Here is a 14,267-nt window from a genome sequence, read left to right as displayed (position 1 = left end):
TCTAAAGACCAGTCCAAATAATATATATTCTTATTAAGAATATAGGCTCCAAGTTTAGAGAAATCGTTTTTTGTACATTTCAGCCTATCTTCAACTACAGAGTTTATCTGATCTCTGAATTTTCTTTGATTATCTTTTATCAACCAATCCTTTTTCAAGAAAACTCGATATACAATATACCAATGTCTTTTTGCTTTAATTACTCCTTTTTCTATATACTCATGAAGTTTACTTATCACCTTGTCAATATCAACATTCTCTTTAAAAATAATATTTTCATATTTGCTTTCTGTATTTTCTTCTTTTTTGTCGCGCTTTTCGATAGCGATATTATATGCTAGATATTTATCGATAAATGACAATATGGCAACTTCATTCTTTTCATTGGATTCAATAATTGAAAAAGTTACAAGTTTTATATCTCTGCATTTATCATGATATATCATGCCATATTTGTCCTTGAATAATTCTTCACGTCTTTTATCAACCATTTGCTTTTTACATAATGTATCATCATGTAAATTATCCATCAAATCATTGAAGTCCTGATTATATATAAGTTCCAAGCGACTCTCGTTACCTTTCCTATAGTTATTATAGTGAAAGTTAAATAATTTTTCGTAATATCCTTCCTCTATCATCGACAGTCTGAAACCATTAGCACCCTCATCAAGAAGAGAAATAATAGAAATAATAGTCTTGCGAATGTCATCATTTACATATTCTTTATATGAATCGATTACACTTCCATAATTACTTTTGAATTCAGAGATAGATTTACTTTGGTCGTCAATTAGAGACCATTGTATTTCTCCTTTTAGATTCATAAGAGTAGAATTCATATCGACAATAAAGTCATCAAGAATGACACGCCAAGCCTTGATGACAATTTCATTATTATTGCCACCCTCTTCTTCTAACAAATATCCGAAGCACACCTTGAATCGTTCTGCCTTTTTCTGTAATTCAGGTATAGTGCTAATTATGTCTATCTTTTTGTTCATGAAATTGTCGTATAAAACGGCGGTGGGTCAACTCGAAAGTACCAGTATTCAGGCACCTGCAAGAGCCATCGGTAAGGCACAAACAAGCCGAGCCCACGCCGTATGGTGTGGACGCCTTGCTGTCACTGCCTTCTTACCGAATTTTCTGAATTTGCAGGTTCTGAATACTGTCAGAAGTGTCAGGTATCAGCGTCAATTTATATATGTTATCAATTCACGTTCTCTTCCTGGTCCACCCAATGATTGCATTGTCTCATCACTGTTTCAAGTGCTTTCTCTGCATACTTGGGCGGATACTTATATTTTTTCAGAAGTCGCTTTACCATCACTCGCATTCTTGCCCTTGCCGACTCCTTACGGTTCCAGTCAATCGTGCGGTTCTTTTTCAGCTCTTCCGTCAGTTCTTTTGTCATTGCGACAAACTCATCGTCAGAATAGGCCTGCCTTACTCCTTCTGGTGTTGATAGGGCATCATAGAATGCTTTTTCTTCAACCGACAAACCAAGTTCTTCACCCTCTTTATCCGAGTTCTTTATTTGTTCGGCCAATTCCAACAATTCCGCTATGACCTCTTCATTAGTAAGAAGTCCTTTGAGATAATTTGAAAGGCTTTGGCTCAACATATCCGAAAACAAGTCACTCTTAACTACATTTATTTTCTTCGAAGTGGCAATCTTCTCCTTCAGCAGCTTTGTCAGCAACTCAACAGCCAGGTTTTTCTCCTTCATGTTGCGCACCTCTTGCATGAATGCCTCGTCGAAGAGCGAAAACTCAAGTTTTCTATCTCCAAATAAGTTTATCACTCCGTCGCTCTTTATGCTCTGACGTAGCAGTTCGCCTATTCTCTCATTTATTTCATGCTTGGTTATCTTGCCTTTTTTGGATAGTTTTATCAGCATCACTCTAACTGCATCCATGTAGCAAATCTCAGTCTTTTGCTTGGTTGTAAGAAGCGAACGGCATAGAGTTGTGGCATTATGTAGCTGTGTGCTATGTTCGATGAAGTCTTTTTTCTGTGTCACCTTTGACGGAGCAGAAAAGAAATTCACTCCACCTGTGATGGCAGAAGCTCTCTTCGCATTGTCTTCCTCAAAGAATCCACTATAGTCGAATCCATGAAGCAAGTCTTGACAAATCTCAAATTCTTCCTGCCATTTTGTAAATGCCGTTTTTGCAATATCAGGATCACCAAACCGTCTTCTGTCCCTATTGGTATATTGCTTCATTGCGTTCTTCAAGGCTTGTGCTATACCAACATAGTCAACAATAAGTCCACCTTCTTTTTCGGGGAATACACGGTTCACTCTCGCTATTGCCTGCATCAGGTTATGTCCGCTCATAGGCTTATATACATACATCGTGGCAAGCGATGGCACATCAAATCCAGTAAGCCACATATCTCTTACGATGGCTATCTTCATCGGGTCGTTGTCGTCCTTGAATTTCAGCGCGAGTTCTTCTCTGTATTTATTATTGCCAGTGAGTTGTTGCCATTCCTCTGGGTCTTGGTTTGAACCGCTCATCACGATTTTCACCTTTTCTGTCCACTCTGGCCTTAATTCAAGCATACGCTTGTATATCTTCACTGCGATGCTTCTTGTCAGAGCCACAATCATCGCCTTTCCTGACAGCTCGTTCTCTCGGTTTTCCTCATAGTGATTTATTATATCCCTAACGAGTGAATCTATGGTAGAGTCTTCACCTAATATCACTTCCAGACGGCTGTGTTCTTGCTTTGCGGCCTTAATCTGCTCGTCGGTTGCACCTTCTTCACTTAGATGATCAAACTCCTCATCTAGCAGTCGCATGGCATCTTCATCGAGATTTAGATTAACCACTCGACTTTCGTAATACACCGGTATTGTAGCTCCGTCATCCACTGCCTGACTCATGTCATATACGTCGATATAGTCGCCAAACACTTCCTCAGTGTCGCGGTCTCTGTCGCTGATAGGTGTTCCTGTAAATCCTATGAATGAAGCCCCAGGCAATGCTTCGCGCATCTTTCTGCTGAAGCCCTTTTTCATCTGTTGACTCTTGTCATCCCAATACTCGTCACCATATTGCGAGCGGTGAGCCTCGTCTGTCATCACAACAATGTTGCGTCTTGATGACAAAGGAGAATTGCCTTCTTCAAATTTCTGAATTGTGGTAAAGAATATACCTCCGCTTTTTCTTCCTCTTAGCTTGGTAGCAAGTTCCTCTCTACTTTCCACTTGATATGGTTTTTGCCTAAGGAAATCCGTGCATCTTGTAAACTGACCAAACAATTGGTCGTCGAGGTCTTTCCTATCAGTCACAACAACAATCGTGACTTCCGGAAACTTTTGAATCAACTGATGTGCAAAGAACACCATCGACAGACTCTTTCCTGAGCCTTGCGTATGCCAGAACACTCCAATCTTACCATCACTCTCCATAGCCTTGCGAGTCCTGTCCACAGCTTTATTCACTGCAAAATATTGATGGTAAGCCGTCATAATCTTCTTTGTCTTTCCTTTTTTATGATCAAAACATATAAAGTTTTGGATTATGTCGAGAAAACGTTCTTTAGTGAATATTCCACGGAAAAAGATGCCATAGTCGGCCAACATTGATGACAAATAATATCCATCATCGCTTTTCCATTCCATATAGCGATTTTCATCGGCAGTGATTGTACCAGCCCTTGTCTCAGTCATGTCGCTAATCACGTTGAACGCATTATAGTTGAACAGACTTGGAATGGCAAGCTGATAATTCCTTATTTGCAGATAAGCGTCGTGAATGTCAGCATCTTCACTGCAAGCACTCTTCAATTCAATCACCACTAATGGCAAACCGTTGAGCATAACCACCATGTCGCATCTTTTGTTCTGCAATTCTTCAATGCGCCATTGGTTGACCACCTTAAACTGATTTTTGTTAATATTGTCATAGTTGGCAAGATTTAGCAATGCAGTGCGAGTTTCTCCTTCCTCCTGATAACTCACTTCCATGCCTCCTTGCAGCCATTTTATGAATAGTTCATTTCTCTGCTCCATCGACACCATATTGATGTTTGTCAGCTGAACAACCCCTTGCTCAATGACGTCATCTTTATATTCAGGGTTCAGCCGTTTCAGAGATTCCAATAGGTCAGTCTTATGATATGGTATTCTATAATCACGCTCCACATCATATCCGCACTCATACTCATAGCCTAATTCTTGGAATAGGCTAATAAGCGCTTGCTCATACGAGTCTTCTGTAAACTTTACTTTTTCACCCATAAGCATTATATTTTTATTTCACCAGACATTAATCGAGGTAAGAGCGTGTCGCGGAGGGAGGCAAGACGGTCGTTCTCTTCCCTTATTCTTTTTATTATATCAAATATAGGCCTGATTATTGTATTAAATTTTTTACAGACTGATTTAGAAGGTATTACAGTTAACAAACGTGACATAGAACGTTGACTAATTTTCATTTGTACCGCACCTGTCACAATTGAACTAACATCAGTAATAGATAAAAGACAATACAACATTTCTGTAGAGAAACCATTTCTACCTTGCATAACATGTGCGTGATTATTTGGCCAAAATTTGCCCCAAACATATTGTAAATAAGGATTTCCATTCTCCTTTACAACACTTCCATCTTCGCCCATTAATAAATAAGTTCCATCAAAAATGTATTTATCAATATAATCCATTATAGATGTTGCTCCATAATATGGATATTTACCTTTCATGTATTCTCTTTCCATAGACGATAAAGGTTTCCTTTGATAATCAAATAGCTCTGCAATATCCAAAATGCTTCCCACTTCCCATCCTTCCGGAATCATTCCAAGTTCCGTTTCATGAAATGGCCTATCCTTAAATGGCTCAAAATCCACAAACCACGATTTAAAGATAGCTTGCGCCATCTCCTCCAATTTCACGTTCAACTTATTATTCGTCTCTATCTTTGCATCGAGAGAGGATAGAATTCCTGCAATTTCTCGCTGAGTGGAAAGATCTGGAATGTTAACAATATAATCACTCATTACTTTCCCAGATACTTCCATAAATGTTGTTCCAGAACCTAAGTTTGCAATATTTTCGCTATTATGCTTTAGCAAATAATATGAAAACATACTATCCATTTTATCTGTATCAGGAACAAAACTCTTAAATCCCTGATTGGTACACAATGAAGTATGTGCAATTGCAACATATCCAATTGGTGCTCGTGAAGAGAATAATATACTACCTTTAGGTAACATTTTGGCAGAACAACTATTAAATCCTTGTTCAGATATATTTCTCTCCCCAAATTCAATGAATCTTTCTTTATTTATTGAAAGATCTTTTGGTGTTATCCATGGGATAACGCCTCCGTAATTTTGGGGATTTCTTGTTGAAGGAGTTGCACCACCAACAATTTTTCCGACATCCCCCAATTTCACTTCTTTCCACTCGCTCATACTCTCCCCATCCATCAAAGATTAATCCCGATTTTACTTAATTGCACTCTTATCTCGTTCTCTTGCTCACGACTTTGGCTAAAAAGCTCAGAAATTTCAGTTGAAAGGCGAGATACCTTAACCTCAAATGATTCTCCATCCTCTTCCTCGTCGGCAATACCAACATAACGTCCAGGAGTTAGTACATAGTCTTGTTTTGCAATTTCTTCCGTTGTAGCAACTGCACAAATACCAGGATATGGCTCAAGCACTCCACGACGAAACTCGTCGAAGATGTCTGCCAAATCCTTAATGTCGTCATCTTGTAATTCTCTTAAACGACGAGTAACCATTACTCCATAGTCGTTTCTTGCATCAATAAAAACGGTCTTGCCCTTCTGCGGCTTGTCCTTTGCCAAGAACCAAAGGCATACAGGAATACCTGTGCTATAAAACAACTGAGATGGCAATGCCACAATGCCCTCCACAAGGTCTGCCTCAATGATATTTTTGCGTATTTCTCCCTCGCCGCCCGTCTGACTGCTCAGTGAGCCGTTGGCAAGCACAATACCCATCCTTCCTTTGGGGGACATATGGTGAATCATATGCTGCATCCATGCAAAGTTGGCATTGCTTGCTGGTGGCAATCCAAATTTCCATCTGACATCATCTTTCAATGATGATTGCCCCCAATCGCTAAGATTAAAAGGCGGATTTGCCATAACAAAGTCAGCTTTCAATGTAGGATGCTTGTCATTGGTGAATGAATCTGCATAAGAGTTTCCTAAATTTGCATCAATACCATGGATGGCAAGGTTCATCTGCGCTATCTTCCAAGTCTCGGCATTAAACTCCTGACCAAAGATGCTAATCTCACGTAAATTACCCTTATGGTTTTTGAGGAACTCTAAACTTTGGACAAACATTCCACCCGAACCGCAACAAGGGTCGAAAACTCGCCCCTTGAATGGTTGCAAGATTTCAACAAGAGTGCGAACTATGCACGAAGGAGTATAAAATTCCCCGGCATTTTTGCCTTCTTGTGAGGCAAACATCTTAATACAGTATTCGTATGTACGACCAAGAAGATCGCGCTCTTCGCCAGCTGATACCATTTCAACATTAGTGAATATATCAACAACTTCTCCAAGTCTGCGCTTATCCAGTTCAGGGCGAGCGTAATTGATAGGCAATATACCTTTAAGCTTATCATTCTCACGCTCTATCGCTATCATTGCATTATCAATAACAACACCTATTTGTGGAGTATGTGCAGCCTCGCTTATCTTACTCCATCTCGATTCGGCAGGAACGAAAAAAACATTTTCAGCCGTATATTCGTCTTTGTCCTCTTCGTCGGCATATTCATCTTTCAAGAATTCTTGATATTTCACATCGAAGCAGTCGGACACATATTTCAGGAAAATCAATCCCAAAACAATATTTTTATACTGCGAAGGACTAAGGTTTCCCCTTAACACATCCGCCGCCTTCCAAATCTTCTCTTCAAATCCAAGAGATATAGTATCTTTCTTTGCCATTTCTTTATTTTTTTATTTTTTTATAGTTATTTACTTCGTCCCGTTAGCTGTCCAAATACAAGACATAGAAGGAAGATAATTACTCCAATGCCGAAGAATCCTCCAACTGCAATAAATATTGCTCCTAATATTAAGACAATTATTACAGCTGTTATCATATATGCTTTAGGTGCATCTACAATATCGTATATATGATAGACATAACCATACCGTTCAAGTTCTTTCTGTAGGTTTTTATATTCTTCAAATATTCTTTTACTGCCATTTGAGCCTTCTGGATATGATATGTTATTTTTATACTTATTCAGACAATCCCAATATTTGTTCTTGACTCCTTCCAAGTTTGCAAGTTTACTTGATATAGAATCCCCAAACTTCTGTCTTAATACTTTTGTAATATGAGAATCAGTTGTTGGATCAATGTAGTAAGAGTTTACGTATAATTCAAGAGCTTTGTCTATTGACTCTTCATTATCCGGTAGCTCTTTAATCAGACGTTTAACGTTGCCGTTGAAACACCTATTGATAAATTTATCCATTCTGTTAGCTTTCAGTGGATTCAGGATGTCTTGATTAACAAGGTATTTACCAATATTGTTTTGCTCGATGAATTTGTGTATTTCCATACGGATTACTATAAGCTCTTTGATGTTTCCTGCATTGTTCATCTTAAGCACTATATCAGCTCCGTTCTTCTTGTATGAAGAACGTTCATAGTCACTATCAAGGAATTCCAATATCCAATAATAGTCGGTTTGTCCGTATTTCTTATAATCTTCCTTCATATTACCAATAGCATGGTGGCCATTTCCTCTTGTCGCAACTGTCAGCGAACTGCTTAACTGGGATTGCTTTGGCTGGATCCATTATTATTTCTCCTGTAACTCTGAAACAATCCTCGTATTTTAACTCTATGTCACTAAGTTTTTCACCATCCTCTGATAAAAGATTTTCCGTAGATATATCTTTAAACACATATACCGCTGGTCTCTCAGGAGCCTCTGCAAAAGCTACCACTCTTTCGATTGACTTTGCAAGCTCATCAGATGGCGACCAATTCTCAAATTTCAGTTCCCTTATTGCCTCGTACATTCTATATGCCCTTAATCCAATTTCTCCGAAAGCGAATGATCTTGAAGCATAACTAACAGCCTTGAAATCTAAATTAGTAACGTAGAAATCTCCTAAATCATATAGTTTATTTCCGATTTTCTCAGCATTGATTATGTTGAGTGCATTACAGAGATTAATAAATATTCTTGGATTATTATCAATAGTCAACTTTGGCTCCAAGTCATAGATTTTTCCACCCGAATGAAAAGGCTCGAAGTATTGCCACAACGAATCAATCATTGCGTTGCAGTCCTTGCGCATCTGTGCGCGTTCTTCTGCAGTCATTTCAAGCGTACGGAAACTTGTTCCGTGATATAGCGTCGGATATTTGCTCATTGTCGTTTCCTTTATCTTTTAGTTTCAAAACTTTTGAGGTCACAGGGTCATAGTGACCTTATTCCATTCTTTCGGTAGATGAACCTGTCACTATTATTCTTCCCTTAGCTCATTCACCACAACCTCAATCATGTCGAGATATTCATCCATCTCTCCATACAGCTCCACTTTGTGCAGCTGCTTGAAGTTTGTGATTTCGCCTTCTCCCCTTTCCTCCTTCTCCATTTCATTCACCTTCCGCCGAAACTCTTTCAGTTCCGTCATCAGGCTGTCGTATTTGGTTTTCTTCATATCTTTTTTCAGTTTACATATTGGCGAGTGGGCGAGAGGACAACGTGTGTGTTTTGTCGTCACCGCCGAACCGTTATCTTTTTAGTTCGCGTTGCGACTCAATCTATACCGAAAAAAAAGGCGAAAAAAATCCCGCAGGGCGCGAGCCTTGCGGGACGAGATGGTCTAACACTTTGGAAATTACTCCAATAAATGAAATTATTTATTCTCCAAGCCACTTCTTGCCTTTATCGGAGCGTAGCCAGAAGTTAAACAACAATGTTGCTGCCAAAATGCATAGATAGCAAATAATCAAACTGTTCATAATCATTATCTTTTAATTATTTTATTGGCAGTATAAGCCAAATAATAAGTCGCCATTATTCCTATTGCATTGAGAGGTATTAAAGACAAATTGAAATCGTCTGACGTAAACATCAAAACGCTTTTGCTGTTATATTACAATATTATATGTTTTGGGTGCAAATTTAAGAATAATCCATGAAACCACCAAACATTTGGCGGATTTTCTCGTCTTTATTTTCGGTATGTAATCAAGTCAAGGAGCGACGAACCGAGTGGAGAGCTGAGCTTGCTCAAGCTATCCCGAGGTGAGGATGCTCTTCAGCGCAAGCTAAAGAGCGATTTATATTTTTTTTTGATTATGTGGGCTCCGCGACGTGGGGCGGTCTTACACGAGGTAAGACCCTACGGCGGCGAGGGGCCGCTGGTGGTCTCTATGTCTTCTATTATGAGTGTTATGTCGCGCGAGTCGAGGGAGTATATCTTTCGGGGGGCGTAGGTGAGGTGATGACACACTACGTAGGTCGCTCCGTCGAAGGTGACGAGGGAGTGGTCATAGCTGACGGGATGAGTGTAGAGCGTCTCGTCTGCGGAGGAGGTGACGGCGGTGTCGGTGATCACGTCGTCGTAGTGGTAGAAGAACCTGACGCTGTCTCGGGTGAACGACACACGGGTGTTGGCCCATAGCGGGACGGATATGGATTTGGGTTGCTGATAGCCTACGAGCTTCCAGCTGTTGAGCGAACAAAGCAGTTGGCGGGGCATCGACACGAGTGTGTCTGTGGGGCTTTCTACCTCGGTGGTGCCGCTTTCGTGGTCGTTAAGGTCTATTGTTTCGCACGATGTTAGTAAAAGCAACAGAGGGAGAAGGGTACGAAAACTGTTTGATAAACGGAAACGAAAACTGTCTTCGGAACTATAATGACAACTATGACAAAGGGACGAGTCTATAGGAGTGGATTTACCCCCCCCCTATAACCTTGATAATCAATATGTTATACAATCTCTTTGCGTTCATTACGTTCTGTTTTTGATGTATTGTGAAGCAAAGTTAATGGAATTTTCTGAATCTTCCAAATTTTTTCATGGAAAATTTATATTTCTATGGCAATAAGGCAGTGCTCGGAATTGAAGTCCCAACAAGTCCTTAGATAGCTCACAGCATATGTCTTCAATTACTTTTTGTTCCATTTCCTGAATTATCTATTTATGAATTATGGCAGGACTGTGGACTGTTCTCTCGGATGACATTACAACCCACGAATCTCCTCCTCGCTGAGCCCCGTTAATTCTTGTATGTCAGCAAAAGAAGAGCCTTTGCTTTTCATCCTTCGGGCTATTGCCATAACTGTCTCCGCACGACCTTCCTCACGACCTTCCTCACGACCTTCCTCACGACCTTCAGCGCGACCTTCCTCACGGCCTTGCCTTACGCCACTGTTATAAAGCGTGGTCTCAGTCCTGATGATGTCCCAAAACTTGTCGTAGCCAAGAAGCTGCTCGGGAGAAAATGCCGATTCCTCTACTACCTCCATCGCCTTGTTTATCTCTGGATTGTCAAGCAACTCCTGCGGGACGGTCTCCATATAGCCATCAATCTCTGTGAGATAGCGCAGCCAAAGGACTTGCATCTTCTTCTCGTTCATGGTGTGAGGAGTGAACTTGGGCAGTTCCACAAACACTAAATGGAAGTTGTCTATAATCCTTTCTGTCAAATCATCCTGTACTATATCATAGAAATGATAGTAATTATCCACGTCTGCGTCAACAATTTCGCGAACAAGATTCAATGAGAAAACAGGCTCTTGGTAATTCATTCCTATCCTTTTCCCCAACTTGCTTATGTATGCTTTTGAGGAGTTTGGCTTAACATGCAACGAAAACGAAGGAGCCCAAAAAGTTTGGATCTGAACGAAGAAATGCGAACCATTGTTATTGGTACATTTTACGTTAACAACATTCTCGTTGAAAAAAAGATTATCAGGTGCATGAAATGGCGTCAGATACTCCACACTCTGTATCTCCTCCCCTTTCTTTAATGGGAGAAGCGCATTGAGCAGGCTGATTACGAGGTCAGGATGCTCGCCGAACACCTTCTTGAAGGTGAGGTCTGCCTTCGGGTCAAGATAACGTTTTGCCATAATGTTCCTTATATTTTTTGCAAAGATACATCCTTTTTCTGAAACCTCCAAAATTTCAGCCGATTTTTTGTTTGCCATCACCCGAAATGTCGAACAAAACAATCCCGCAGGGCGTTGGCCTTGCGGGACGAGAAAATGTGTATTGCGAGGGTCATAGGTACATTGGCTCACTCTTTTGGGTCGATGAACCTGTCCCTATGATTCAACAACGTATATTTATTTTCTCATCATAATTATTAATCGAGTTTTATTTATTTTATTGATTATGGTCGCTTAATATGTATATATTTCACCTGTCATTGAAGCATGACCAGCACTAAAAAGAGTTCCAGATTTGCTTTGAGAACTTAATATAAGCACTATACATCCACCTCTTTTTGCGGCTTCTTTCCTAATTTTTTTTAATGTTTTTTCACTAAAGTGGCCTGCTGTTATAGAAAATGACCAAGTACCGCTAGAATGCTTTTCTATCTGACCAAGAGATTTTAAACCAAGTACTTCATTCTTGTCATAAACAACCCTTACCTTGTCGTAATCGTAAGGTGATTCAATAATTATTTTTTGAGAAAGCTCCATTACTCGTCCACTGGCTAATTCTACTTTCTCTAAAGCATTACGGCTCATAGTATTGACTATATCTTCACCTTTGTAGATGAATTTAATGAATATGTCACTTGTCTCTATAACTTTGCCTTCTGCTATCTTGCCATTATGAAAATACAATTTATCTTGAGAGAATGCAAAAAGGCTTATCATTGACATTAAAGAAATAATCAATAATCTCTTTTTCATATTGAATAAGCCCGACACATTTTTTCAGCCACGAGGTCGGGTGTTGGCGTTTTGTTATTTATGTTTCCGCTTGTAGGGACTTTACTTTATGTAAGTCCGTTGACCATTTGCGGTTGCCCTGCGGAGGTGGAGCGGTCTTACATAAAGTAAAGACCCTACAGCGGCGGGGATTTATGCGGGTGTTATTCCACTGCGATTTTAATGTTTTTCTTGCCAATCTTGGCGACAACGACAGAGCCGGGTTGTGCGGCGAAGGATGTTGTGCCGTTGATGGCGGTGGCGGAGCCGAGGGCTTTGCCGTCGATGCCATAGAAGCTGACTGTCTCGTAGTTGTCAAGACCGGAGATGTTGATGAAACCACCGGCTGACTGGATGGCGATGCCACGCATTGAAACGTTGTTGATGCCTGCACCTTCAAGAGAGCCTGATGATGTCAGCCAATAGAGTGTGGCGGTGGCAACGTCGGAGTTGACGAAGCCTTCTGCCTTGGCGTAGCAGGTGATGTCGTAGTAAGCGTTCAGCGTTACGGAGCTGTTTTCCGTAGATGTTTCTCCTGATGCTGCGTCTGGGCAGCTTATGGTATAATGACACTGTGCACCTTCTGTTGCACAGGAGAATTGAAGTTGTCCATCGGAGTATGATATTGACGGAGTGGCGCATTTTTGGGGTTCTTCGGGAGTATCTCCACTAAGTGTTAGAATCTTGCCGAATTTAGACCATGGCTCAGTGGTTTGGTAGTATTCGGTCTTGCTTTCTGGTACATAAAGTGTTGCTTTCGACAAGTCTTGCGTGCCAAATACATTGGGATATAAATAAGGCGGTTCTTCACTTGTTATTGTGAATTCCTTAATTTGGGAATTAGAAAAAGCCTGTGCCCTAATCTGCGTAACATTTTTGCCCAACACAATCTTACTTAGATTTTTATCTTTGAAAAAATCATGTACTATGGATGTATTATCTCCAATATACAATTCTTTTAGAGAACTACCATAAATTTGAGGATTTGCAGTACAATCGTAATATAGTTTCTTTATACTATTACAGTTTAAAAAAGCACCACCTCCAATACTTGTCACGGAATTAGGAATCGTGACTGAGGTGAGGCCACTGCATTCTTCGAAAGCTGAACTTCCAATACTTGTCACTGAATTCGGGATTGTGACTGATGTCAAGCCGCTGCAACCATAGAAAGCTTCATCTCCAATACTTGTTACAGAATTAGGAATTGTGATTGAGGTGAGGCTACTACAGAATTTGAAAGCATAATCTCCAATACTTGTAACGGAATTCGGAATCGTGACTGAGGTGAGGCTGCTGCATCCAGAGAAAGCTCCTCCAATTATTGTTGATATATTTTCAGGTATAGAATAATGACCTTCATATCCTGTAGGTAAAAAGACAAACATATCATTCACAATAATAGATTGTGTAATTCCCGTGCATCTATAGAAAGCATAATTTCCAATACTTGTCACGGAATTAGGAATCGTGATTGATGTGAGGCCGATGCAACCAGAGAAAGCAAATTCTCCAATACTTGTCACGGAATTAGGAATCATGACTGAGGTGAGGCCACTGCAATCAGTGAAAGCATAATCTCCAATACTTGTTACTGAATTAGGGATTGTGATTGATGTCAAGCCGCTGCAACCAAAGAAAGCGTCACTTCCAATACTTGTCACGGAATTAGGAATTGTGATTGATGTCAAGCTGCTGCAACCTAAGAAAGCCATATTTCCAATACTTGTTATAGAATTAGGGATTGCGATTGATGTCAAGCCACTGCAACCAGAGAAAATACCCCATCCAATACTTGTTACTGAATTCGGGATTGTGATTGATGTCAAGCCGCTGCATCCCGCGAAAGCACTATATCCAATACTTGTCACGGAATTAGGGATGGTGAGGGATGTCAAGCCGCTGCAACCAGAGAAAGCACAATCTCCAATACTTGTCACGGAATTAGGGATGGTGATGGATGTCAAGCCACTGCAACTAGAGAAAGCCAATTCTCCAATACTTGTCACGGGATATTTTGAAGCATTATAAGTAATAGATTCAGGAATAACTATGTCACCTGAATATTTATTATCGTCGGACGTTACTGTGGCGGTTGTTCCATAAATGTCATAGTAAATACCATCCACCTTAACATCATAGGCGGATGCAGAGATTGAAAAGAACACGCTGAGGATGAGCGTTGTCATTAATGCAGTAAATCTTTTATTCATAATTTCTTCCCGGCACGTTTTTCAGCCACGAGGTCGGGTGTTGGCAGTATTGTTATTGTTATGTTTATATTTGTTATTTAATAAGGGCGGTCTTACACGAGGTAAGACCCTACAACGGATGTGGG

General features: G+C 40.2%; 11 protein-coding genes. All 11 read right to left on the bottom strand.

Features of this window, described 5'->3' with window-relative positions; translation table 11 throughout:
- Positions 1-1,004, bottom strand: a 1,004-nt coding sequence (locus CIK99_RS03440; RefSeq protein WP_144007887.1) for a hypothetical protein, incomplete at its 3' end; no start/stop codon positions are given.
- Between the two features lie 209 nt (positions 1,005-1,213).
- Positions 1,214-4,255, bottom strand: a complete 3,042-nt coding sequence (locus CIK99_RS03435) for a type I restriction endonuclease subunit R (RefSeq protein WP_094379801.1) — start codon at positions 4,253-4,255, stop codon at positions 1,214-1,216.
- A 5-nt stretch (positions 4,256-4,260) separates the two neighbouring features.
- Complete coding sequence (locus CIK99_RS03430; protein WP_158215889.1) at positions 4,261-5,436, bottom strand: restriction endonuclease subunit S; 1,176 nt, start codon at positions 5,434-5,436, stop codon at positions 4,261-4,263.
- Positions 5,437-5,450: 14 nt separating this feature from the next.
- A complete protein-coding gene (locus CIK99_RS03425; protein WP_094379795.1) occupies positions 5,451-6,956 on the bottom strand; it encodes a class I SAM-dependent DNA methyltransferase in 1,506 nt (501 codons plus the stop codon).
- A gap of 26 nt (positions 6,957-6,982) precedes the next feature.
- Positions 6,983-7,741, bottom strand: coding sequence for a hypothetical protein (locus CIK99_RS03420; protein ID WP_094379793.1), 759 nt, complete (start codon positions 7,739-7,741; stop codon positions 6,983-6,985).
- 1 nt (position 7,742) lies between these two features.
- Entirely contained in the window at positions 7,743-8,405 is a 663-nt protein-coding gene (locus CIK99_RS03415; RefSeq protein ID WP_094379791.1) for a hypothetical protein, read from the bottom strand.
- A 93-nt stretch (positions 8,406-8,498) separates the two neighbouring features.
- A complete protein-coding gene (locus CIK99_RS03410; RefSeq protein WP_094379789.1) occupies positions 8,499-8,696 on the bottom strand; it encodes a hypothetical protein in 198 nt (65 codons plus the stop codon).
- A 687-nt stretch (positions 8,697-9,383) separates the two neighbouring features.
- Entirely contained in the window at positions 9,384-9,836 is a 453-nt protein-coding gene (locus CIK99_RS03405; RefSeq protein WP_094379787.1) for a hypothetical protein, read from the bottom strand.
- Positions 9,837-10,228: 392 nt separating this feature from the next.
- Entirely contained in the window at positions 10,229-11,119 is an 891-nt protein-coding gene (locus CIK99_RS03400; protein WP_094379799.1) for an Rpn family recombination-promoting nuclease/putative transposase, read from the bottom strand.
- Between the two features lie 273 nt (positions 11,120-11,392).
- Positions 11,393-11,911 carry a hypothetical protein gene (locus CIK99_RS03395; protein ID WP_144007885.1) on the bottom strand — a complete coding sequence of 173 codons (519 nt, stop codon included), beginning with the start codon at positions 11,909-11,911 and terminating at the stop codon, positions 11,393-11,395.
- Between the two features lie 182 nt (positions 11,912-12,093).
- The gene (locus CIK99_RS15190; protein WP_158215888.1) at positions 12,094-14,142 is read right to left on the bottom strand and encodes a leucine-rich repeat domain-containing protein; all 2,049 of its coding nucleotides are present in this window, start codon (positions 14,140-14,142) and stop codon (positions 12,094-12,096) included.
- Between the last annotated feature and the right edge of the window lie 125 nt (positions 14,143-14,267).

It is taken from the genome of Prevotella sp. P5-92, from assembly GCF_002251245.1.
Classification (GTDB): domain Bacteria; phylum Bacteroidota; class Bacteroidia; order Bacteroidales; family Bacteroidaceae; genus Prevotella.
The sequence above is the reverse complement of the archived record's forward strand: the minus strand, read 5'-3'. Positions and strand labels throughout refer to the sequence as shown.